Below are 23,927 nucleotides of genomic sequence, written 5' to 3'. Positions count from 1 at the left end.
TCAGTATAAAGCGGCAAAATAAGAAGAATATAATGGAAATGTAAAGAAGGCGTAAACCATTTAATTTGCCGGCTTCCAGTATTGCTGTCTGTAGTTTTTCGGTGACATCCCGAATTTCTCTTTAAAGCATTTGGAGAAATAGCTGGCTTGCGAGAACCCCGTTTCCTCCGTAATTTGTTGGACAGACCAGTCGGTTTGCAGCAACAGGCTGCGCCCCTGATCCAGTCGGTAATCCATTAAATATTCAAGCGGCGTACGCTGGAAAGCGACCTTCATACATCTGGCAAGATAATTTTGATGTACGTGGAAATGGGCCTCCAAATCTTTATTGGTGAGTGTACTTTTGTAATTCTGTTTTAAGTATATTTCGATCTGTTCTGCTAACTTGGAGGAACTGCTTTTATAATTCTCATCATATTCCAAATTCTGAAAAATATTCACAAACGTCTGCTGAGTCTCCCATAGAGCCAGCTTTCTAGGCTTTAAGGTAGAGGCTAACAAGTAATCCAATTTAGAAAACAGCTCATGGGGATTGATTATTTTTTGAAATTTGGGTAAATGGATTGTTGTGTGCTCGGAATGAAAATGCAACTCGGGAATGGGTGAGCCAGGTGTGATCAGATTGGGTGAGGATTGCGCGCGCCACGTACTATTCGTTTGAAAATGAAACCAGTAAAAGGAGGTTCGTTCTGTACATGCCTCAATGGGAAAATGGTGTTTATCCGGTTCAAGAATGAGTGCGTAATTTTCAGTCACTTTCCACGCTTCATCCTCTTCGCCGATGTGCAGCAGTCCTTCTTTGATGATGATAACGTCAAAATAGCCCAAGTTATAACGATTCGGATGCCAGTCCCCTTTTTGGTAGGTAGTAAAATTCCCCTCAATGAAATAAGGCAATGGAGGGACGAGGAAAGATAGAAAGTCTGCTTTGCTCATGGAAGTCAGCTCCTTTGTGTGTGAAATCGTATAACTTTTAGTTAAAGATCGCGATTTTTTTTATAAATTCAGGTTGATAAAATAAGGACTGTAGCAAGGGAAGCCTAGGCTAGTCTGGTCGGTATTATTATTACTTTAGCTTTATTTTTCCAAAAATGAAAGCGTTCTATTTTTAGGAAGGGATGTTTATCCAATGAAAATGACAAAGCCAGTGAAGCATGTCAGCGTTGATGATTTATTTTGGAAGAAGTATAAGCAAGTTGTAGCGGAAGAAGTTATTCCTTATCAGTGGAAAGCATTAAATGATGAATTACCAGATACAGAACCCAGTCATGCGATTGAAAATTTTAAAATTGCGGCTGGGGAATCCAGTGGGGAGTATTATGGAACCGTTTTCCAGGATAGTGATATTGCCAAGTGGCTGGAAACAGTCGCATTTAGCTTAAGGGATCATCCGAATCCTGCGCTTGAGGAACGGGCAGATGAAGTAATTGCACTGTTGGGAAGAGCTCAAGCTGAGGACGGGTATTTAAATACGTACTATCTGCTGAAGGAACCCGATAATCGCTGGACAAATTTAAGAGATAATCATGAGCTATACTGTGCAGGACATTTTATAGAGGCGGCTGTTGCCTATTATGAAACGACGGGCAAAACGAAGTTTCTTCACATTATGGAGAAATACGTAGATCTGATTCAGCAAATCTTTGGTACGGAAGAAGGGAAACGGAAGGGCTACCCGGGACATGAAGAAATTGAACTGGCCTTAATCAAATTATACGACGTAACTGCAAAGGATCAATATCTCAAATTGGCGCAATATTTTATCGGGCAGCGGGGGCAGCATCCGATTTATTTTGTGGAGGAGCAAGGCAACAGAAAGCACCTTCAGACGGAGCCTACCTGGAATGATGATAACAATGTTAATTTTGGCTTGGGCTTCGAATACCAGCAGGCACACCAGCCTGTGCGTGAGCAAAAAGAGGCTGTCGGCCATGCGGTCAGAGCGATGTATCTATATATTGCGATGGCGGATCTGGCCGCGAAAACGGGAGATGCTTCTCTGTTACAGACCTGTGAAACGCTGTGGGAGGATGTAACGAACCACAAAATGTACATCACTGCCGGGATCGGATCTGCCGTCAACGGGGAAGCATTCACCTGCCAGCATGATCTCCCCAATGACAGCATGTACTGCGAGACCTGCGCCTCGGTAGGGCTGGCCTTCTGGGCCAATCGTATGCTGCGCTTATCGCCAGACCGGAAATATGCCGATGTGCTGGAACGTGCATTATACAACGGAACGATTAGCGGGATGGATCTGGATGGCCAACGGTTTTTTTACGTGAATCCGCTGGAAGTCAATCCGCATCAGAAATCCAGAAAGGATCAGGAGCACGTAAAAACAGAGCGGCAAAAATGGTTCTTCTGCGCGTGCTGTCCGCCCAACCTGGCCCGCATGATCGCATCGGTCGAAGACAATATATACACCCAAACCGCGGATACGTTGTATACACATCTGTATATTGCAGGCAAGGTGAACCTGAATTTATCCGGTCAGGAAGTTGAAATCACACAGACTCACCGTTATCCATGGGACGCGGATTTGAGCTTTTCCATTCATGTAGCAGAGCCGACTTCATTTACATGGGCGCTGCGCATTCCGGGCTGGTGCAAACAGGCAGAGGTAAAGGTAAATGGAGAAGCCATTTCATTAGACCATCTGGCAAAAGGTTATGTTGAGATTCAGCGTAGCTGGAACGACGGAGATGTGGTTTCCTTGCATCTGGCTATGCCGGTTGAACGCATTCGGAGCAATCCGCTAGTTTCCATGAACCAGCAGCAAATTGCTCTGCAACGGGGTCCCGTCGTATTTTGTCTGGAAGAAGTCGATAATGGGGCCAATCTGGCAGGGTTACGATTGCCTAAGGATAGCCTGATTGCGGAAGAATTTAGCGAAAGCCTGCTGGGTGGAGTGGTAAAGCTGACCACAGAAGGGTATCGGGTGAAAGGATCAACCGCGTTATATAGCTCGGAGCCTCCTGAACTTGTTCCTCAGCAAATCACCGCCATTCCTTACTACGCTTGGTGCAATCGGGCCAAAGGGGAAATGCGTGTATGGGTTTATGAATCATAATTCATTCGCATGGGGAGAGAAAAAATCATGAGCACGAGAATTGTGAGTACGGAACCACCCGAAAAAGCAGCCAGTACCGTTCCTTTTCATCGTAAGATCAGCTATTCATTAACGGATACAGCGGGCAATCTTTTATACTGTGTCATTTCCAGCTATCTATTATATTTTTATACGGATGTATTCGGTCTTTCTATTGGGATTGCCGGGACGCTGCTTTTTATCACTCGTTTTATCGATGCCATTGATGCCCCGATCTGGGGCATCCTGATTGACCGGACCAAATCAAAATATGGACAGAGCAGACCTTATTTTCTATGGCTATCCATCCCGTTTGCTGTGTTCATGGTCCTTACGTTTACGACACCCAACTGGAGTGAGTCCGGGAAAATTGTATACGCTGCCATTACTTATATCATAGCCGGTATTTTGTATACGGGGATTAGTACGCCCATTACCTCCATTCTCCCTAACCTGAGTAATAACTCCAATGAGCGCGTCGTCCTGAACTCCTTCCGTATGGTCGGGGGGAACGTGGGCTTCTTTATCGCCACGACGTTTACGCTGCCGCTGGTCGCTTTCTTTGGACAGGGGAATGACCAAAAAGGCTTTTCTTTAACGCTCATTTTATTCGGAATTATGGCGGTTATCATGTTTTTAATAGCGTTCGCCGATATGCGAGAAAATACAGCAGTTAAAACCAAATCGATTCCGATTGCCAAGAGCTTTGCAGCCATCAAACGCAACTGGCCCTGGATGCTCGTCGTAGCTGCTAACTTGTGCTATTGGATTGGCTTGAACATTCGTTCATCCACGCTCATCTTTTATCTGCAATACAATCTGGACAGCAAGGATTTGGTCCCTTTAATCAACGGGCTAACCTCTATACAATTAATCTCAATGGTTTTGATTCCGATATTCGCCAGAAAATTAAGTAAAAATTCGATCATGATTATCGGATTGATATTGGCTGCACTGGGGCAGGTTGTGATTTTAATGGGAAGTGCCGACTTAACCCTCATTATTGCCGGTTGGATTATTGGTGCGTTAGGTTCAGGCTTTGCGTGTTCGATGCCATTTGCGATGCTGTCAGATACAGTGGATTATGGGGAATGGAAAAATGGAATTCGGGCAAGTGGGTTCCTAACCTCTATCGGAAGCGCATTTTGTATTAAAGCGGGCAGCGGGATCGGTGGATTATTGCCTGCATGGGTGATGGGCAGCACAGGCTATATCGCCGGGAAGGTTCAAACGCCCACTGCGTTGTCCGGAATTCAGTTTAGCTTTATCTGGCTGCCGTTTATCATCTTCCTAGTCGGGATCATTCCTATGTTTTTTTATAAAAAATTCGAAAAGAATGAAGCTTCCATTCAACAAGATTTAGTTGCAAGAAGATCAGAATGATTCATATAACAGATTATTAATGACAACATAAAGCTTTTTATTCCTGCTTGAAAGCCTGTTCACTAAGTTGAGCAGGTTTTTGTTTTTTTTCTATTCAAAATGTGAGCAAAACTATTGACAGGATTTTCTTTTGGGGTGATACTGCTTATAGCAGAGAAGAGTGTACAGAACCAAGAACTAGGTACATCTAGCCTTGCAACTTTATACATTTTTGCAATGGAAGCTCTTCTGGTGAAGGGTTTTTTTCAATTTGATAAAAAAGAATGTGATAATATGAGCCAACTTAGTGTAAGAATGAGAACGCACGGCTTTTTGAACAAATATTTTTCGGGCGAGTCGATTGATTATCGACAGATTATTGCTCTATTTATCCCGCTTCTGATCGATCAGGCCTTTATTGTCGGGCTTAATTTGGTGAACACCGCCATGATTAGCTCATCAGGGATGGCGGCGGTCAGCGCGGTCAATATGATTGATTCCCTCAATATCTTTCTGATAAATGTGTTTGTTGCGGTGTCTACCGGGGGAACGGTTGTCGTTGCCCAGTATAAAGGAAGCGGCAACGACCTCATGGTCTCTAAGGCCGCATCCGGCACCATTTCCTCCGTTTCCTTGCTGGCCTTATGTATCAGTTTGTTTATGATTGCGTTGTACAATCCGATTTTAGGTATCCTGTTCGGCTCTGCCTCACCGGATGTATTGGCCAACGGCAAGGTATATCTGCTCGGAAGTTGTGTATCTTTCGTTGGGATTGCAGTGGTTGAGGCGGTATGTGGAGCATTGAGGGGAATAGGGAAGACGAGAGCATCTTTGGCGCTTTCTCTCATTATGAACCTTTCGTATGTGGTTTTAAATGTAGTATTCATCAATCTATTGCACATGGGTGTGCTGGGCATGACGATTGCGGTGAACGTGTCCAGATATGCGGCAGCCGTCTGCGCGCTGATCTATTTGGTCAGGGTAGATGATGATTTGCGTGTTCAAATCAGAGATATGTTCTATTTTAATGTAGCAATGCTCAAAAAAATTCTGTTCATCGGACTTCCGTTCGCAGCAGAGCAGATGTTTTTTAATGGAGGTAAAATTTTAACCCAGATTTTCATTGTAAACCTGGGGACAAATGCGTTGGCGACGAATGCCATTTGCTCATCATTGGCTAACGTGTTCCAAATCCCTTCGAATGCCCTGGCACTTACCATTGTGACGGTGGTTGGGCAATGTATGGGTCGTCGTAATGTTGCGGATGCCCGCAAGTTTACCAAATCGTTTATTTGGCTATCGTCTTGTTCTTTTATTGTCATGGGTCTCATTCTGATGCCTTTGTTTAAGCCGATGGTGGGCCTGTTTCATCCGCCTGCCGAAATCGTAGATGACATTTTCACCGTCATACTGATTAATACGTTGGCCCAAATCCCGCTTTGGTCCATCGCCTTTATTACCCCCTCTGCGCTTAGAGCAGCAGGTGATTCGAAATTTACGTCACTCACCTCCATGCTGTCCATGTGGTTGTGCCGGGTGGTGCTTGGATATATTTTGGGCATCGTCTTCAATTTGGGGATTGTCGGTGTCTGGCTGGCGATGGATATTGAATGGGGCGTGCGGGGACTCGTGTTCCTGTGGCGCTTCCGCGGCGAAAAATGGGTACAGCACCGCTTGATCGACTGAATAGGTCCACTCCTGTAAAATTGACTTCTGGATGAAGCATTTTATAGGAGTGGATTTTTTAATAGGCGTATATTTTACGACTTTTCCCTTTACTTTGGCTGTTCGGCAGTTTGCAGTATGGTTTCAATCTCACTGTCGGAAACGGTGTAATTATAGAAGTTTTTGAAATAGTACCGGACGGCATCGGCCAAATCCAGCTTGGCGAATCGGTCAGGATACATGATTTTGCCAAGCCACAGCGGCATCAGCGCTCCTTCGGCGCTTCTTACATTCCAATAATACAGGCCTTTCGGAACCACATATACCTTATTGTTTTTGACAGCAGGCACATTTTGCAGAGTGGCATCGCCCAGAATCGCCTTTTTGTTTTCGGGAGTCATGGTGAAGATGATTTGGGGACTCAACTCCACCACGTTTTCGGCGCTGATAGACGAGTCGCTCTCCAGCCCATCGGCCACGTTGATGCCTCCTGCAGCCGCAATGTATGTGGAGCAGATATCGGTCTTGTTAATAGTGCCCAAATTCCCTCCGTTGACACTCAGGTACATCATTTTCACGCGCTGGTCTTCCGGAATGTCGGACGTGGCAGCTTTAACATCATCCAGGTTTTTCTGGAAATAAGCATTAAACTCCTTGGCCTTGGCTGGTGCATCACCGCCCAGTATATCGGCAATGGTGCTAATGCTGTCCATGATGTCATCTACCGAGGAAAAATTGGCCAGCTTGACCACCTTTATCCCGGCCGCTTCATACTGGGCAATCATGGCCGCATCGGTTACAGGTCCGAAAACCACCTGCGCTTTGGCACCGATGACGTCCTCCACATTGCCTGGCTCAAGCTGCTTCGGATTGGCTTTCAGATAATCAGGAAAAACCTTCGTAAAATTATCGCTGACCGTAATGCCGGCCACAGTCTTGCCTGCGCCCCCCAGAAGTGCTGTCATCTGGGCCATGGCGCCGATGGTGGGAGCCACCCGTTCGACCTTGGACGGAATTTCGACTGTCTTTCCGTCGCTGTCCTTCACGGTTCTGACAGACGGCGTGCTTGTCTGGGTGGCGGAGCCAGCATTACCGGAAGATGAATCATTCGCTGAGCCGCAGCCGGACAAGACCAGGCTCAACGTCAAGATAACCGATATAAACAATTTTACAACGTGTTTGGACATGTAATTTCTCTCCCTTTTTTCAGATATATCAGCATGGTGCCGTTTTTTATTTCATTACCGGGACACAGGAAGTGTAAGAGCCCCCGATGGTATGGTCGTGGAGAATATGCACATGGATACCGTAGGTATCCATCATATTCTCCGCCGTAATAATCTCCCGCGCTTCCCCTTGCAGGTAGCGGTTGTTCCGCTGCAGCAGAGCCACCTGACCATCCAATTGAAAAACGTGATCGGGAACGTGGGTAGTCATAATAATGCCCAGCCCGTTCTCCTTCGAAAGCGATGAGATACACTGCAAAACCTTCACCTGGTTGCCAAAATCCAGATTAGAGGTAGGTTCATCCATCATCAGAAAACGCGGCTCTTGGGCCAGCGCCCGGGCAATAAGCACCATCTGCCGCTCTCCTCCGCTGATTTCCGTATAAATCCTGTCCCGCAGGAAGCCGACGCCAAGCCGATCCAGCGCCTGCTCCGCTAATATGGTGTCCCGCCGTGAGGGGGAAGCGAAGGCACCCAAGCGGGCCGTCCGGCCCATAGTGACCACATCGAGGACCCGGAAGGGAAACGGCGGCGTATGAGCTTGGGGCACATAGCCCACCAGCATGGCAAACCGCCGTTTGCTGAAGGAACGGACATCCTCCCCGTCCAGCAAAACCTGCCCGCCAGCCGGTTTCAAAAATCCGAGAATGGTTTTAAAGAGCGTAGTTTTGCCGACGCCGTTGGGGCCCAGCAGACAGAATACCTCCCCCGCTTGTACGGAAACCGAAACATTCTGGACCACCACCCTGTCTCCATATCCGCATGATAGTTTCCGCAGTTCCAGCTTCATACCCATGCCTGCCTCCCCCTGTAAATCAGGTAAATAAAAATCGGTGCACCTACCAAGGAGGTGATGACCCCTACCGGCACCTCCCCGGAAACCACCGTCCGGGCGATATCGTCAACCACAACGAGAAACAGCGCACCCATCAGCATGCTAACAGGAAGCAGTGTTTTATAATTGGGACCGGTCATTAGTCGGACAATATGGGGAATGATCAGGCCCACCCAACCAATCATGCCACACATGCAGACACTGGTAGCTGTAAGCAGTGTCGCGCACAGGATAATGACTATGCGCATGACCCTGGTATTTACGCCCAATGCCTGTGCCTCCTCTTCCCCGAAGGCAAGCACATTAATCTTCCAACGCAGCAGCAGCAGCGGAATTGCGCCAATCAGGGTAGAGACCAGCAGAAAGCCCACATTATTGTAATTGCCGCTTTTGGCAAAGCTGCCCATCAGCCAAAAGGTAATGTCCGCCAGCTTGTTCTCATCATCCTTGGCCACATATTTGATCAGCATATTCACTGCGCCGAACAGGGAGCTGATAACCATGCCGGACAGAACCATGACCAGCAGCGCCGGATTGCCCTTTCCCACAATGGACGACATGGTCATGACCCACATAACCGCCCCAATGCCAAAAGCAAAAGCGGCTAACTGCACCGCCAAGGAATTGCCGTTCAGCAGGATGGCGATAGAGGCGCCCACGCCCGCTCCGGTAGAAACACCCAGCACATCGGGAGAAACCATAGGGTTTTTAAACAGGCCCTGAAACGAGGCACCTGAAGCGGACAGGCTCATGCCGACGAGAATGCACATCAGGATACGGGGCAGACGAATCAGAAAAAGGACAACTGTTTCGTTGTCCCCCTGCAGCTGAAAATTGCTGGACACCCATGTCCCTATCAATGACCAGATCTGGGGGGCTGGGATATAAAGCCGGCCAATCCCCAATGAAACCAGTGACACAGCCAGAAGCAGAAGCGTCAAAAAAACAATAAGCCCTGCTTCATAACTCGGGCGGGCCCCAGCGAAGGTGGTGCGGAAGCGTTTGACGAGAGCTCGCATAGAGTTCCTCCCTTCTTCAAAAACATTAAAACCTACAGGATTATATTAAACTGACATTTCGCATCCTCTCGATAAAAAATGCTCGATTTAAAGAAAAACCGGGGTGCATGAATTATGTAAAAATATTTTCGTCTTCTGCCCACGGCTGCAAAATATCAATTAAATATCATTAAATATCATTAAATATCATTATATATAACAATTTATAATTAATCATGTGTACATTTTTTGAAGTTCGACAAATCTCATTATATTTTTTACGAGATTCGGTGTATTCCAGTGCGCTGTCAGGCTTACTCCACTGGATGAAAAAGGATGTTATACTTAATTGGAATTTAAATTGACATCAGGGGTGTATCATTTGGAGGAACATGATTTAACGAAAAACCAACCTACAGTAGCACCGGGAGAGTATGCGGCTCATGGCAGCTATCGTCGACTGGAACCGGATAAGATGGCAGTATTATCGAAAACGTACGGAGTCTCTATTTTTTTCAGAAGATGGGCGGCCTGGATGATCGACTTTATCCTTATCGTCTTCGGATATGGAGGGCTGGTTTATTTTGCGGCAAAACAGGCGGCTGTTGTGGGAACCCCAAATATGGGCATGGTATTCGGTATCTTCCTGATTGGCTCCTTCTGCTATTATTTATTGCTGGAAGGACTGACAGGCTATACGCTGGGCAAGTTTGTGCTTCGTATTCAGGTCGTGAATGGAGAAGGAAGGGCGCCGGGCATTGTGAAATCACTGATCCGTACCCTCATACAACTGGTGGATATGAATCCGCTGCTTTTCTGGGGACTGCCCGCTGGTATATGTGTGCTGGCGACACCCAAAAAACAGCGGCTTGGCGATATGGCCGCGAGTACATATGTAGTTAAGGTGCGGGATCTGAGAGCTGTGAGAAGAAAAAGAACCGGGATTTTTGCAGGAGCAATCATCCTGATGGCGACCATGTCGGTCATTTTTGCTGTATCCTTAATTTCCTCGTTCATTACACAAATGGTGAAGCCCGAGGTTTTTGTCAGTAAGGATGATCAGTTTGCGGTTACAGCCCCGTGGAACTGGTCACGGGATGATACGATGAATGAAGATGCAGGTATCTCGATTCAAAATAAACTTGCAGAAAAATATTTAATTGTATTGTCTGAACCGAAAAGCGATTTCGACAGCAGTATGACCCTTCGAGAGTACAAACAGATCGTTCAGGATCATATAGAGTCAGGGCTTACGAACCCACAGTCGAGGAGCGCTTCTGACATCGTGGTGAATGGATACCCAGCCATCGAATTTACCCTCAAAGGAGAAGTGGAAGACGTTCCAATTATGTATAACGTAACCATGATTGAAACACCTTCACACTATCATCAAGTGCTAGCTTGGACCTACGCTTCCCGATACGGCCGGGCAGAGAAGGAACTGCGCAAGATTAGAGACAGCTTCCGCGAAATGAACATCAAAACGGAGTAGGCGGAATAGTGCTGTACAAGCGGAGCGGTCGCTTTCAAAGCTTTCCGTAGGAAAGCTCGCTTCGGAAGCATCACCGCCCCCCGGATTTCTACCGATGAAGGACTCTATTCCAGAAATCCGGGGGCGGTGGCGATGGGAAGCACTATCCGCCTGCGTAGTGGCGCTATAGGTTACTTTTGATCACTCGCAATCCGGCGACTTTTGCCACCTTGCCCTGCGGGTGAGCTGTGAATCGGATCGTAACTTCATTCTTGTGGCTCGTCACGGATGGAGGAAGCTCATAGGTGAACGTTTCAAACTTGTTCATTTCCTCCGACTCCAGCTTACCTTCTCCTAACATCTGACCATCTGCGGTGATGTCAAAGTCACGATGGGGACGGTCGGAGTCCTTCAGATAAGTCACCGCTAATTGGACAGGCTCATCCGGGAGGACCTTCATCACAAAAGAGAACCAGCCCCCAGGCCATGTATCGCGATATTTGCGGTTATAGATAGACCCCAGACCCACATGTTCACCAGCAAAGGCATGATCGCGTTCAGGCTGCATTTCTGCAGGCTGCACAGCATCGACAGTACGTCGTTCCAGCTCCAACTGGTACGCTAGCGCGGTACGGTATTCCGCTTCTGTGGATGCCCATTCGTCCTCGGAAAAGAGATCCCAATAGACGGTATAGGAACGATCATATAGCTGATAAAACGGACGAAGCTGCAAGTCTCCGACATAGCCCAAGTCGTTCATACGGAATGTATTGGGCTCATTCTCGTTAGGAACCAGCTTCGAGGTCAATGAACCTGTTGAGCCGATCAGCACAGATGCCAGCAGGTGCTCCTCGTTGGCTTCCTGTGCGACAGGACCGAGGTCTCCAGCCAGCACAAGCGGGCCGTACATAAAGGCAATCCGGCGCGGATTGTCCGGCATTTCCTCGATTCTTACAGTCATAGGGATGTCATATTCGACCGTATCTCCATCCTTCCATTCCCGTTCGATCACCACGTAGCTGGTGGGACAAGCCTCGGCGGCGAACGCTTCCCCGTTGATTTTAATGATCATGCCTTGTTCCGCCCAATACGGGCATCTCAGCTTGATTGTGAAGGATTGTGGCTTCTTGCTGATGACGCACAGCGTTCCCCGTCCGGTTTGCGGAAAGAGAGTTTCTTGCTTGAGCTGTACATCCATCTCGTCCCACGTTACGGTAGAAGGGACATATTGATTGACATAGATCGTTTGTGGCGTATGAAAATAGATGGCTGTGCCGTACATGGAGTGGCTTTCCATACCAGACCCGACACAGCATGTAAAATCCTCATATTGAGAATTGAAGGATTTGTGTCCCCCCATTTCCAGCGATACAAAATAGCATACACGCCCATCAACAGGCTGCTGTGAAGCCAAAATATGATTGAACATCGCTCGTTCATAGTAGTCGGCATAGGCTGCGTAGGCGTCCCATTCGAACATATGGCGCGTTAGTTTCAGCATGTTGTAGGTGTTGCAGGTTTCACAGGTGCCTTCGCCCAAACGATCATTCAGCTTCCCCGGTTCACCAAAATGCTCATTATAGCTATTGCCGCCGATCACGTAGGAATGCTTGTGAACAACCCGATCCCAGAAAAAGCGGGAGAGGTCAGCATAGTGCGGTTTGCCTGTCACTTCATATTGCCGTGCAGCGCCAATGATTTTGGGAATCTGTGTATTGGCGTGTCGCCCTGCCAGCGTATCCCGGCTGTCTGCGAGGTCATTCAGCACCTCTCCATGATAAAAGCGTTCCGCCAGCTTCAAGAAGCGCTCTTCCCCGGAATGCTCCGCCAGATCGGTCAACACCTCGTTCATGCCGCCAAATTCGCAATGCAGCACCCGCTGCATCTGCTCATCATCCAGTCCTCGGAATACGTCCTCTAGCCAGTCGCCGAGCTTGATTTCCATGGGGAGAGCTTTGGGATGATGAACCAGCAGATAGGCATCACGCAAGCCGGCAAACAATTTGTGCATCGTATACAGCGGCACCCAGCCGCCGTTCAGATCAAAGCCCTGGGAGCGAATATCCCCTGCTTTTACCTCCTCAAAAATCTCTTTCCCACGCGGAATGCCGGAAATGTATCCGTTTCCATGACTATTTTGGCATATTTCCAGCTCGTCGATGACATAATTTACCCGTTCAAGCAGCCTTTCGTCGCCTGTGGAAGCATACATCAGTGAACAGCCTGACAGGTAATGGCCGAGTGTATGTCCGCTGATGCCGCGTGCTTCCCAGCCCTCATAATGGGCGGCTTTCGGTTCCAATCCCGCATATTCACGAAAACGCGATAACAAACGATCCGGTTCCAGACTCAGCAGATAGGCCGCATTCAGCTCCATCGCATGGCAAAGTGGACCGGAATCAATGCTTACTTTATGCAAATCAAAAGCTTGTGCTTTCAAAATCATCGCCCCTTAGCTAAGATGAAAGTGTATATTTCTCCACTACATTAGCATTGCAATTGCGGGCTGTCAGTAGCTTAACCATACAATGGGTGGACAAATCCGAACTTGAATCTAAAGAGGCGATAAAATGACTTATCTGAAAGTAAACGTGGATGCACCCGTTCAGCTGATCTCGGCAGGCGAGTTTATTTCCGAGGTGTCATGGAAGCATATGAGTCGTTCTATAGAGAACTTCGAGCTGATCCTTGGCGTCCATGAGAAAGTATATATACGAGAGGAACGGGAGCATTTTGAGATAGGAGAAGGAGATAGTGTGCTGCTTTATCCTGGCCGCACACATGGAGGATACCGGGAATCGTTGCCAGGGGTTAAATTCTATTGGTTTCATTTCGATGTTCCCGCAACTCCGAATGTATTATCTAACGAGGTAATGAAGCAGGAAATCTATACGATGGAGGGGCTTTTGCAGCGTCACGGTGTGGTGCGGGATATCTATTTACCGCAATGTGTACAGGCAGGCAACGGAGATCGGATTCATATCATCGTCAATCAAATTTTACATGTAGCCAACTCACATTATCTCACGCATCACAGTGCCAATTATTTGTTCACCTCGCTGTTGATTGAAATATCCGAGCTGGCTCTCGGTCGTCTGATCAACAGTCCTGTCAGCCCGCAGGGGAATGTGAGCTTTAACAAGATTATCGAGTGGACTCGGATTCATGCCGAAGAACCGCTGACGGTGACGGATATAGCCCGAAAATTCAATTACAACAAGGATTATATTTCACGTTTGTTCAAGCAAAATACAGGCATGAGGCCCTTGGAGTTCATTCACAGTATTCGGATTAACAAAGCCAAGGAGCTGATTTCTCGTACGGATATGAGCATTAGGCAGGTCGCAGAAGAAGCGGGGTACACGGATGAAAAGTATTTTATGCGTTTGTTCAAAAAGAGAGTCCATATGACTCCTTCGCAGTACCGGAATGCCTATCATAAAACATTTATGAACAATGTCTAACGTATTTCCGCTTGGATAGGGAAATTTTATAGATAAAACATGAGTGGAGAGTCAGCTAGAATTATTTTGTAAGCGTTTCACTTATAAAGAGAAGGGAGGAGAGACATCCACCATGATTACTAGAGAACAGATTTATCTGGATGAGAGGCTGGAGACCAAATCGGCTGTGTTTGAGTTCATTGCCCAGGAGGCGGAGAAGCTGGGTGTCACCGTCCATAAAGAGCAGCTGGTGCAGGACTTATGGGAACGGGAGAACGTGTATTCGACGGGCCTTCAAGATCAGTTTGCCATACCTCATACACAGAGCGAAGCGGTCATAAGACCCGCGGTTCTGGTTATACGATTGAAAAACAGCATTGATTGGGCATCTCATGACGGCAAGCCTGTCCAGTATATTTTCAGTATTTTGGTGCCCAAAGGCTCCGTGGATGTATCCCATCTGCAAATTATTTCCTCGCTCGCAACCCTGCTTTTGGAGGATTCCTTCAAAGAGGCGGTAGCGGGCGCCAAGAATGGCGACGATGTGTATCATTTGCTCGAGCAGTATACAGAAGGGTTGGTGTCATGAATGAAAATTGTAGGCGTTACATCGTGTATTGCAGGTCTGGCTCATACTCCAATGGCGGCAAAAGCACTGGAAAAAGCAGCAGCCCAGCTTGGTCACGATATTAAAGTGGAGCAGCAGGGCGCACTGGGACAAGTGAATAAGCTGACGGAGGAAGAGATTTCAGCAGCGGACTTTGTACTGATTGCTTCGGATCAGACGGTGAAGGATGCGGAGCGTTTTGAACATAAAAGAATCGTTCGTGTCAAAATCGGTCATGCGGTCAACAATGCGGAAGCGGTTCTCACCAAAGCGGTCGAAGCCATTTCTGCTCAAAAATAAGGCAAGGAAGGCGACGCGGGGAATCAGCAGCGTAGCTGACTTGGATACATCCGATTAGCCGCTGGATTACAGTAGTATTCAAAATGGGGGAGAACATGATGAAAAAATGGCTGAGTGAAGCTAAAAAGCATCTGATGACAGGCATATCTTACCTGCTTCCGGTTATTATTGCAGGCTCCTTGATCGTGGCCGTGTGTAAAATTATCGGTCTGACGATGGGGGTCACCGACTTTGGTCCATATGCCGACAAAGACGGCTTTCTTCATATTTTATATCTAGTTGAAAATGTAGGCTGGCGCGGAATTGGGCTCCTGAACATGGTGCTGGCCGGATATATCGCCTACTCCATAGCCGACAAGCCTGCGCTTGCTGCGGGGCTGATCGGCGGCGTGCTGGCTCAAGAGACGAACGCAGGCTTCCTGGGCGCACTCGTTGCAGGCTTTTTTGCGGGGTATGTCACCCTCTGGGTGAAAAACAAAGTGAAAATCACAGGCCCGGCCGCAGGCTCTGTCCCGCTGATTATTTTGCCGCTGATTACTGTGGGCTTAACGGGGATTCTCATGTCCGTCATTTTGGGCGGGCCGCTGAGTGCGATTAATGAAGGGCTGGTCAACTGGATTAAGCATATGAGTGAGAGCGGAACCAGCACCCTGGTGCTTGCCTTGATTTTGGGAGCCATGATTGGCTTCGACCTTGGGGGTCCAGTCAATAAAGCTGCCTGGATGGCGGGCAATGCCTTATTCCTGTCAGGCGTGTATTTGCCCAATATTTTCGTGAATATTGCCATCTGTATTCCACCGCTGGGCTATGGTCTTGCAACCCTGATTTTGAAAAAGCGCTTTTCCAAAACGTATCGGGAGGCTGGAAAGGGCTCTGTCATCATGGGCATTATCGGAATTACCGAGGGGGCGATCCCGTTTACGCTGCGTAGTCCTGCCAAGCTGATTCCACTGAACATGCTTGCCTGCGCGGCTGGTGCGGCATTGACGGCTCTGCTGGGTGCACACGTCATCATGCCGCCGATTGGCGGTTTGTATGGTGCAGTCTCCGTAGGTACTCCGTTTGCATATCTGGCAGGAGGAGTTACAGGAGCGTTAATCATTGTGGCGGGTACGCTGCTTGTCAACTTCCGCGAGGAAGAGCGGCAGGCTGAGACGAAGGAAGCGTCAGTCAAGAAAAACGGAGAAGATATTGAACTGGTGTTCGACTGATTTTACTAGATAAGTTGAATTCAAAAATGCACATTAAAACGAAGTAGGCGGAATGGTGCTGTACAAGCGAAGCGGTCGCTTTTGTCCCCGGATTTCTACTCTGATTATCGGCTTTATTCCAGAAATCCGGGGGCGGTGGCGATGGGAAGCACCATCCGCCTGCGTAGTGGCACAATATGAAGCTTTTAAGCTCAGCTTATATAAATAGAAGATAGACAGCATGGAGGGAGATCAGGATATGAGCCGTACGAAAGTGCATGTCATTCCACATACTCACTGGGACCGGGAGTGGTATTTTACCACTTCCAGATCCAAGGTCTACTTGGTGAAGCATGTGAAAGAAGTGCTGGATGCGTTGGAAACGAAGGACGGTTTTAAATATTATCTTTTGGATGCCCAAGGGTCCCTGTTGGATGACTACATCAAATGGTGCCCAGAAGACGAGGAACGCATTCGCCGTCTTGTGACGGATAAGCGCCTGATGACCGGGCCGTGGTATACACAGACAGACCAATTGGTGATTTCCGGTGAATCCATTGTGCGCAATCTGTATTACGGCATGGAGACGGCGCAGAAATATGGCCATGCGATGAAGGTCGGTTATGTGCCGGATGCCTTCGGGCAGTCGGCGCAGATGCCACAAATTTATCAGGAGTTCGGCATTCGGCATTTTTTGTTCTGGCGCGGTGTGGCAGACAATACGAATCCAAAAACCGAGTTTGTGTGGAAGGGATCAGATGGCAGTCAGGTGTTTGCGGTACAAATGCCGTTTGGCTACTACTATGGAGGCAATATTCCAGAGGAACCCGGGGAGCTTGAGGCATATCTGGATAGTCAAATCGGTGCGCTGGAAGCAAAAGCGTCCACGCGTCATGTTTATTTTCCCAACGGCTTCGATCAGGCGCCGATCCGCTTGAATCTGCCAGAACTGATCCGCACGTTCAACGAGCTTGACCCGGAGCGGGAATATGTGATGAATGAGCCGGAGCGTTTCCTTGAAGAGATTGAAAAGGACAGCAAGGGCCTTCCTGTACTGGAAGGAGAGCTTATGGAAGCCAAGCACATGCGTATCCATAAGTCTATCTTTTCGACGCGCGCAGACCTTAAGCAGCAAAATAACGAGATTGAGAACCTAATCGTAAATACGCTGGAGCCGGTACTGTCGATCAGTCATGCACTGGGACATGAATATCCTCATCAGATCGTAAAGGATATATGGAAGCTGTTGTTTGAAAATGCGGCTCACGACAGCATTGGCGGCTGCAACAGTGATACGACGAACCGGGATGTGGCTTTTCGCTACAAACAGGCGCGGGATATCGCGGAAAATCTGTTGGAGCTGCATAAGCGACTGATTGCTTCCAAGATCAAGCAGGAGGAGACATTTGCCTTCACGATCTTTAATACGTTGCCCTATCCGCGCAAGGGAGTGACGGAAATCGATGCTTACTTGCCGGAAGGCGGCTTTATCATTCGGGACACGAATGGACAGCAGCTTCCATATACGATTACGGAGAAAGTTGAACAGACAGACTACGTGCTTGGTCAGCATATTGACTTGAACCCGAGCAAAAAAGTATACCTGCCTGAGCGTGTATTCCGTGCCAAGCTGCTGGTGGAGCTACAGGAAGTACCTGCTATGGGGTATACGCAGATTGTTTTTGATTTCAGTTCGACTGGGGATGCCATAGCCGAACGCAGCAACGGCAACTGCATTGAAAATGAATTTTATGCTGTAGCTGTACAGGATAACGGAGCACTGCGCATTACGGATAAAATCTCGGGGCGTGTGTATGCGGATCAGATGGTGTTTGAGGAAAATGGAGATGACGGAGATTCCTACAACTATTCTCCGCCGGAACGTGACCTCACCGTTTCTTCGCTTGGTGCTGATGTAGAAACCATCACCTCGAAAAGTCCGGTAGCCGAGGAACTGTCCCTCCGGATGAAGCTAAAGGTTCCGCATGATTTGAATGAACGCGCCGCTGCTTTGACTTCCGCCGTGCTGCCGCTACAGGCGTCGGTTTCCCTGCGTAAAGGCGAACGCCTGATACGCTTCTCGGTGAAGGTGGACAATCGGGTGCTGAGTCACCGATTGCGGGTGCTATTCGATACGGGGATTGCCTCCAGGCTATCGATCGCGGATCAGCCGTTCGGGGTCATTGCCCGTCCGACGACGCTGGAGGAGGTAAAGGTATGGGAACGGGAACAGTGGACAGAGAAGCCGATTACCATTGAAGCGATGCAAAGCTATGCTGCGCTGAACGACGGTTCCCGTGGAGTAGCCGTGCTGACCGAAGGCGTACGGGAATATGAAATCATAGGTTCTGACCATGATACAATAGCGCTGACGTTATTCCGTACTTTCGGGTTTATGGGCAAGGAAAACCTGTTGTATCGCCCGGGGCGTGCTTCGGGAGAAAAGATCGTAGAAACGCCAGATGCGCAACTGCTCGGCGAGCTTTCATTCACGTTTGCCCTGCACGTACACGAGACCGGGTTTGATGAGGCAGACATTGCTCAAGCGGCCAAGGAATATTTAACACCGTTGTCCAGCTACCAGCTGTCTGATTTTCTGAACGGTCGTTTGATATTTGCCTTCCGTGACGAAGAGAGAATATTTGAGCAAAGCTATAGCCTGCTGTCTTTTGGCGAGGATTCGAATGTAATCCTGAGTGCATTCAAGAAAGCCGAGCACAGTGAGGGATACATTATACGTGTATTTAATCCATATTTGGATAAAAACGCGACCGCACGCATTACATTCGGCGATTCGGCCCGCTACGAGCTGGCTTCGCTGGATGAGCGCTCCAAGGGAGAAGCGCTGGCCTCGTCCAATGCGGACGGTGCACAATTGCCGGAATTGGAGCATTGCAAGCTGTTGACGGTACTGGTAACCCCGGAATCGAAGTAACACAGAAGCAAAATACGGCTTATCGGAAAGGAGGTCTTGAATCTGCATGATTTTTCCCTACAAACGCTTGAAAAAGCTGTACCAGCTCGTCAGTGCAAACGATCAAGGCTGGTCTTGGACCACCAAAGCGCTGGCGGAGCGGCTGGAAGTCACGGAACGGACGATCCGCGATGATTTCAAAAAACTGGGCAGTATTCTGGATGAATACGGAGCGCGTCTCGAATCCAGAAGGGGAATCGGCTATACGATCCTGGTTGATGATCCTGACAGATACCGATTTTTCGCAGAGGAAGGTCAGGAGGAAACGGAAATAAAACAGCCGTTACCAGGAGCACCGGAAGAGCGCATACGGTATGAGTTGTTCAAGCTGCTGAATGCGGGGGAATATGTAAAGATGGAAGACCTCGCCGACGAGCTGTATATTAGCCGGGCAACCATGAACAATGATTCCAAGATCATCCGTCGAATTCTGGAAGATTATAGCCTTACCCTGCGTACCAAGCCGGGGCATGGCGTGAAGGTGGTCGGGGAAGAAAAGAATATTCGTTATTGTCTGGCTGAATATGCCGACGTCCGTGATGAAGAGGGGCAGCGCAGCGGCATGCCTTTGGAGCAACAACAGCTATTCCAGGGGTTGGATTTATCGCGAATCCGCGCCATTATTCTAAAGCATTTGCGGCCTCATGGCATCAGGATGGCTGATTTGGCCTTGAAAGATCTCATCACCCATCTGGCGGTCATGGTGCTGCGAGTGCAGGAAGGACATGGGTTAGAACGTTTTGAGACCGTGACGGGCAGTCAGCGCGATACGGAATTGGCTGCCACCATTCTGGGCGAGATGGAAGAAGCCTTTGACATCACCTGTCCTGCAGGAGAGCTGGATTATATTTTGCTGCATATTGTTAGCAAAAAGATGGCGGAAACCGAGTGGGAGCGTCTGCAATCTGATCGGCTCTTTTTGGCGGTGCGCGGGATGCTGACATTTGTCTACGAACGCTTTACCTATGATTTGCGTGACGATGAACGGCTGTCCCGGGATTTATTTGTGCATTTGAAGCCGATGCTGACCCGGCTGGAGCATGGCATGAACATGCGCAATCCGCTGCTTGGACACATCCGCAAATATTATCCGCTGGCCTATGAAATTACAGTAGGTGCGGTCAAGGAACTGCAAAAATCGTTTCCATATGACATCAACGACAACGAAATCGGTTATTTGGCGCTTCATATCGGAGCAGCATTGGAGCGCAAATACAATATTCCTCATCGGCGTCGCAAAACGGTGCTGCTGGTATGCGGCTCCGGCTACGGAACCGCCCGCATTCTGGAATCCAGACTGCGTTCCCTGTTCGCCGAGCTGGACGTATCCCGAGTGGTCTCACTTCGAGAATACGAGGAGATGCCTACCGTCGATGAAGATCTCATCGTATCGACCATCCACTTGCAGCAGCGTAAGAACAAGCCGTCAGCAGTGATCAGCCCGATTCCTTCGGAGCGGGATATGGAGACGATGACAAGGATGGTGCGCGCCAGCGACGAGGAGCAGGAAATTTCACTGCTACGGTATTTTGACAAGGAATGGTTTATGACCCGATCCGATCAGCCGGACAAAGACACCCTGATTGAAGAAATGAGTGGTATTTTAAAGCAAAAAGGGGTTGTGACCGACAAGTTCCTGCCAGCAGTCAAGGAGAGGGAGAAGCTGGGGTCTACTGCACTGGATCGAGGCATGGCCATTCCCCATCCCCTGGAGCTGAGCTCTAACCGAACGGTCGTAAGCGTGTGCTTGCTGGAAAACCCGATCCGATGGGATGCCAATCATGAGGTTCACGTGGTATTCCTGCTGTCGATCTGCAAAGAGGACTACGAGCAGGCCATGGGCATCTATGATCTGTTTGTAGAGCTGATTCGCCAGGAGGAAACGCTGGAGCGATTAAAGCATTGCCACTCCTTTGACGCCTTTATGCTGATTGCCCGTCAGGTGCTTGCGGTAAAGAGCAGTGACTTTCATTGAGGGCTGTCCGGCTTGTCATCTCACGATAAGAAACCACGAAAACCACCGGAACTAGGTAGGCGCCTATACAATCCGGTGGTTTTTCGTATCCTATGAAATTCTCACCGTGAAAATAAGTGAAGGTGATTTATGTCAAAAAAGGTTTTTGGTAATCTTTTGAGTCAAATACTCAATTCTTGGCATCATGATTGCATCATCTACTACTGAAAGTTTTTCGGATTTAAACAACTGAATTTTCTTTAATTGATAATAATCAAATAAAACTTGTCCAGGAGATCACTGGATTTTCCCGGCGCTGATATTGACGACGCCAATATGATATTTTTCAGTGTACAGTTACAAGTTAGGCTTGTAATTTGCATTGTTGAGTATTTCATTTACGATATACACGAGGTCCTCATCATTTACATAACCATCTGTAACCTGATCGGCATTGTGCAGAGTCGTGTTTGTTTCAGCTACAGCTTTCCCGAAATAATATCCGTCGATAGCCAGGTCAACGAGCGTGTATTCGGCTGAACGGTTAACGTCTACGATGGGAGCTTTTACAGTTATTGTATCCAGCAGGCAATTTTTTTCGTCAAGATCATATTCCTGCTCAGTATCCGCAATTCTTCCTTTCAATGCATCCACATTACCAGTACCAGCGTTAATCGCTTTGAACTTAAGCTTAACAATGACCGTATCTTTACTGATGCCGTATTTTTCACCTTGGCTCGCAATGATAAATCGGATACTGCCGGATTGTTCGACAGGTGTGTAATATACCTTATAACCCGTTACTTCTTCATATCCTACATACTTGAACAAGGTTGTATCGTATGTGATTGTGAAATCTTCTGCATAAATCTGCTCTACATTCTTTAAAGAGATATTGGCCACGAACTCCTGGCCGATTTTAACCGTATCCTCATCGATGGCTACATCTAAGACAGGGTCTGTATTTTTGACGATAACTGTAGCAGACGCTTCATTCGAATATTTACTTTCAATATCTCCATTGGTCGCAGTTACAACGTAATAATAAGTAGTCCCGGGCTGAGCGGTAGTATCAATATAGGTATTAGCTGTTACACCTGATCTGATTTCCTCATAGGGCCCTGAGCTGTAAACAGATCTGGATACCGTATAATTGGTTGCAGAAGTCACGGTATCCCAATTCAGTTGTATTTGTTTGCCAGTCGCATTTGCGGTCAGGTTGGCCGGAGCATCGATACTTGGATTTTCATCATTGATTGTTATGTAATCAATGCTAACCTTTTCATTACCGATTGTACTAGCAATGGAAAAGACACCGCTCGAAGGAAGAGCTTTTACTGCGCCACTGGCCACTAACACTGAATTCCGGTACACCTGATATGTTTTGTCATACGAATAAACAAGCTTCCAGGTATAGTTGCCCTTTGTGGTCATCTTGTGCGTGATCCAGCTCTGTCCGTCTCTCACGTATACAGCACTTTCACCATCCCGCGAATAGGTAACTCTCATTAATCCAAGGTCAAGCTGGGCATAGTAATTGGTTCCATACTGCATAATATTATAATTAGTGGCTATTTCGTATTTTTTGCTGTTGTCGTAAGTCCAGGCGTTAGACCATGTTGCAGTTAATATGGTTGCATCGATTGAATCGACCCATTGCCCTGAACTAATGCTTCCTCTGTTAAAAGGGTTTGATGTCATTTGATTATCGAGTACTGATGCGGCAAATGCAGCCTTCGGGAGAATAAGAAATCCGATAATAAGTACCAGACAATGTAGAAATAAGGCGCGTTTTTTGTTCATTTTTTCTCTCCTAATGTTATTTGTGTTTGATACATAAAAGGTGCCTTTCTTTTTAAAGCGATCAAAAAGATGTAAATTATATTTTGAATGCATTCCCTTTTTTGTGAAAAGAGGAAAAGAGTAAGTGAATCATATCGTTCTTAATGATTTTTTGTTCACTGACTGCAAGGCTTCTTTCTTCTCCGGCCTCTATACTTGATTTCAAAAGAAGGTTCCGTTTGGATTGGCTTGAACGCATGAACAACGCGATGGATTATATCGAAGCACATTTGCTGGAGTAGATCGACTATGGTAAGGTCGCACAAGTTGTCTACTGTCAGATCTCACATTTCCAGTGGATGTTCGCCTTTATCACCGATGTTCCGCTTTCGGAATATATCTGACGCAGACGGTTGACGCTTGCAGCTTTTGGGCAGCGCTCAATTCTTCAATAGTTTGACTAAATGTTTCGGTATATTCACGCTAGTCTGCCATAATGAACCCTCCTAGAGATTTTTTTAACTAATTGAACTGGATGGGGTAGTTCACATCAGGCTTGCCCCCAGCCTGCTGCGAACAAACAGTAGATTAGCTATTTATAATATAAGCGTACTCCAACCAAAAATATCATTTCATTCAGTCACCGGTCATCGATGCATGCAGCTGCCCCGCTACGCTGATCAGTATGAGGTTAGCGCCTGTGTCGTTCTTTTTGCTGTCGGTTCATCCCATACGGCGACAATCATGGGATGGCAAACCACAGGTTATGATGACGTAAAAGCTGTTCATAGATATGAGGTTGTGCAAGATGTATGGAATGGATATAGTAGAAGTTTCGATGGTATTCCCGCAGGTAGTGGATATCATATCAGAATTACTGGACTGACAACACCAGATGGTTACGGTTCAAGAGGAGCAGGGAATGTTTACGTGAATTAAATGTCGAATGAAGAAATAGGTTCTTTTTTACTGGAATCTGTTTTTTTCTTTTTTTACTAGCTTTTACAGCTATACTATCTTATAGAGGAG

17 protein-coding genes are annotated in these 23,927 nt (G+C 47.6%); 11 read left to right on the top strand and 6 right to left on the bottom strand.

What is annotated here, in order from left to right:
* Positions 1-60: 60 nt before the first annotated feature.
* Positions 61-936: a helix-turn-helix transcriptional regulator gene (locus KQI_RS0119840; RefSeq protein ID WP_010348623.1), complete on the bottom strand. Its 876-nt coding sequence runs from the start codon at positions 934-936 to the stop codon at positions 61-63.
* A 193-nt stretch (positions 937-1,129) separates the two neighbouring features.
* On the opposite strand from KQI_RS0119840, the gene KQI_RS0119835 reads away from it, so the two are divergent.
* From KQI_RS0119835 to KQI_RS0119825, 3 genes are all read left to right on the top strand, one after another.
* Complete coding sequence (locus KQI_RS0119835; protein WP_010348622.1) at positions 1,130-3,073, top strand: glycoside hydrolase family 127 protein; 1,944 nt, start codon at positions 1,130-1,132, stop codon at positions 3,071-3,073.
* A 27-nt stretch (positions 3,074-3,100) separates the two neighbouring features.
* A complete protein-coding gene (locus KQI_RS0119830) occupies positions 3,101-4,474 on the top strand; it encodes a glycoside-pentoside-hexuronide (GPH):cation symporter (RefSeq protein WP_010348621.1) in 1,374 nt (457 codons plus the stop codon).
* A gap of 273 nt (positions 4,475-4,747) precedes the next feature.
* Positions 4,748-6,139, top strand: a complete 1,392-nt coding sequence (locus tag KQI_RS0119825) for an MATE family efflux transporter (RefSeq protein WP_029390259.1) — start codon at positions 4,748-4,750, stop codon at positions 6,137-6,139.
* An 89-nt stretch (positions 6,140-6,228) separates the two neighbouring features.
* Here the strand turns inward: KQI_RS0119825 and KQI_RS27170 are convergent, their stop codons facing one another.
* The 3 genes from KQI_RS27170 to KQI_RS0119810 are packed head-to-tail and all read right to left on the bottom strand — an operon-like array spanning position 6,229 to position 9,198.
* Positions 6,229-7,305, bottom strand: a complete 1,077-nt coding sequence (locus KQI_RS27170; RefSeq protein WP_010348619.1) for an ABC transporter substrate-binding protein — start codon at positions 7,303-7,305, stop codon at positions 6,229-6,231.
* A 46-nt stretch (positions 7,306-7,351) separates the two neighbouring features.
* Positions 7,352-8,140, bottom strand: a complete 789-nt coding sequence (locus tag KQI_RS0119815) for an ABC transporter ATP-binding protein (RefSeq protein WP_010348618.1) — start codon at positions 8,138-8,140, stop codon at positions 7,352-7,354.
* Positions 8,131-9,198, bottom strand: a complete 1,068-nt coding sequence (locus KQI_RS0119810) for a FecCD family ABC transporter permease (RefSeq protein ID WP_010348617.1) — start codon at positions 9,196-9,198, stop codon at positions 8,131-8,133. Before KQI_RS0119810 ends, KQI_RS0119815 begins: the two co-directional genes overlap by 10 nt.
* A 361-nt stretch (positions 9,199-9,559) precedes the next feature.
* Between KQI_RS0119810 and KQI_RS0119805 the strand changes: the two genes are divergently transcribed.
* Entirely contained in the window at positions 9,560-10,669 is a 1,110-nt protein-coding gene (locus KQI_RS0119805; protein ID WP_029390256.1) for an RDD family protein, read from the top strand.
* A gap of 163 nt (positions 10,670-10,832) precedes the next feature.
* Here KQI_RS0119805 and KQI_RS0119800 read toward each other — a convergent pair whose 3' ends face one another.
* Complete coding sequence (locus tag KQI_RS0119800) at positions 10,833-13,088, bottom strand: beta-L-arabinofuranosidase domain-containing protein (protein WP_029390255.1); 2,256 nt, start codon at positions 13,086-13,088, stop codon at positions 10,833-10,835.
* A 130-nt stretch (positions 13,089-13,218) separates the two neighbouring features.
* Between KQI_RS0119800 and KQI_RS0119795 the strand changes: the two genes are divergently transcribed.
* The 6 genes from KQI_RS0119795 to KQI_RS0119770 all read left to right on the top strand — a co-directional run bounded on the left by KQI_RS0119795 (position 13,219) and on the right by KQI_RS0119770 (position 21,137).
* Positions 13,219-14,112 carry an AraC family transcriptional regulator gene (locus KQI_RS0119795; protein ID WP_010348614.1) on the top strand — a complete coding sequence of 298 codons (894 nt, stop codon included), beginning with the start codon at positions 13,219-13,221 and terminating at the stop codon, positions 14,110-14,112.
* A 112-nt stretch (positions 14,113-14,224) separates the two neighbouring features.
* Entirely contained in the window at positions 14,225-14,680 is a 456-nt protein-coding gene (locus KQI_RS0119790) for a PTS sugar transporter subunit IIA (protein WP_010348613.1), read from the top strand.
* Positions 14,681-14,998 (top strand): PTS fructose transporter subunit IIB, encoded by a 318-nt coding sequence (locus tag KQI_RS0119785; protein ID WP_007428194.1) that lies wholly within the window; start codon positions 14,681-14,683, stop codon positions 14,996-14,998.
* A gap of 98 nt (positions 14,999-15,096) precedes the next feature.
* Positions 15,097-16,209: a PTS fructose transporter subunit IIC gene (locus KQI_RS0119780; protein WP_010348612.1), complete on the top strand. Its 1,113-nt coding sequence runs from the start codon at positions 15,097-15,099 to the stop codon at positions 16,207-16,209.
* Positions 16,210-16,447: 238 nt separating this feature from the next.
* Positions 16,448-19,123 carry a mannosylglycerate hydrolase gene (mngB, locus tag KQI_RS0119775; protein ID WP_459213745.1) on the top strand — a complete coding sequence of 892 codons (2,676 nt, stop codon included), beginning with the start codon at positions 16,448-16,450 and terminating at the stop codon, positions 19,121-19,123.
* A gap of 46 nt (positions 19,124-19,169) precedes the next feature.
* Positions 19,170-21,137: a BglG family transcription antiterminator gene (locus KQI_RS0119770; RefSeq protein ID WP_010348610.1), complete on the top strand. Its 1,968-nt coding sequence runs from the start codon at positions 19,170-19,172 to the stop codon at positions 21,135-21,137.
* A gap of 336 nt (positions 21,138-21,473) precedes the next feature.
* Here KQI_RS0119770 and KQI_RS27455 read toward each other — a convergent pair whose 3' ends face one another.
* The gene (locus KQI_RS27455; protein WP_010348609.1) at positions 21,474-22,919 is read right to left on the bottom strand and encodes a cohesin domain-containing protein; all 1,446 of its coding nucleotides are present in this window, start codon (positions 22,917-22,919) and stop codon (positions 21,474-21,476) included.
* 723 nt (positions 22,920-23,642) lie between these two features.
* On the opposite strand from KQI_RS27455, the gene KQI_RS28095 reads away from it, so the two are divergent.
* On the top strand, positions 23,643-23,837 hold the full coding sequence (locus KQI_RS28095) for a hypothetical protein (protein WP_169314560.1): 195 nt from the start codon (positions 23,643-23,645) through the stop codon (positions 23,835-23,837).
* Positions 23,838-23,927 lie beyond the last annotated feature (90 nt).

This window comes from Paenibacillus peoriae KCTC 3763 (genome assembly GCF_000236805.1).
GTDB classification, from domain to species: domain Bacteria; phylum Bacillota; class Bacilli; order Paenibacillales; family Paenibacillaceae; genus Paenibacillus; species Paenibacillus peoriae.
The sequence above is the reverse complement of the archived record's forward strand: the minus strand, read 5'-3'. Positions and strand labels throughout refer to the sequence as shown.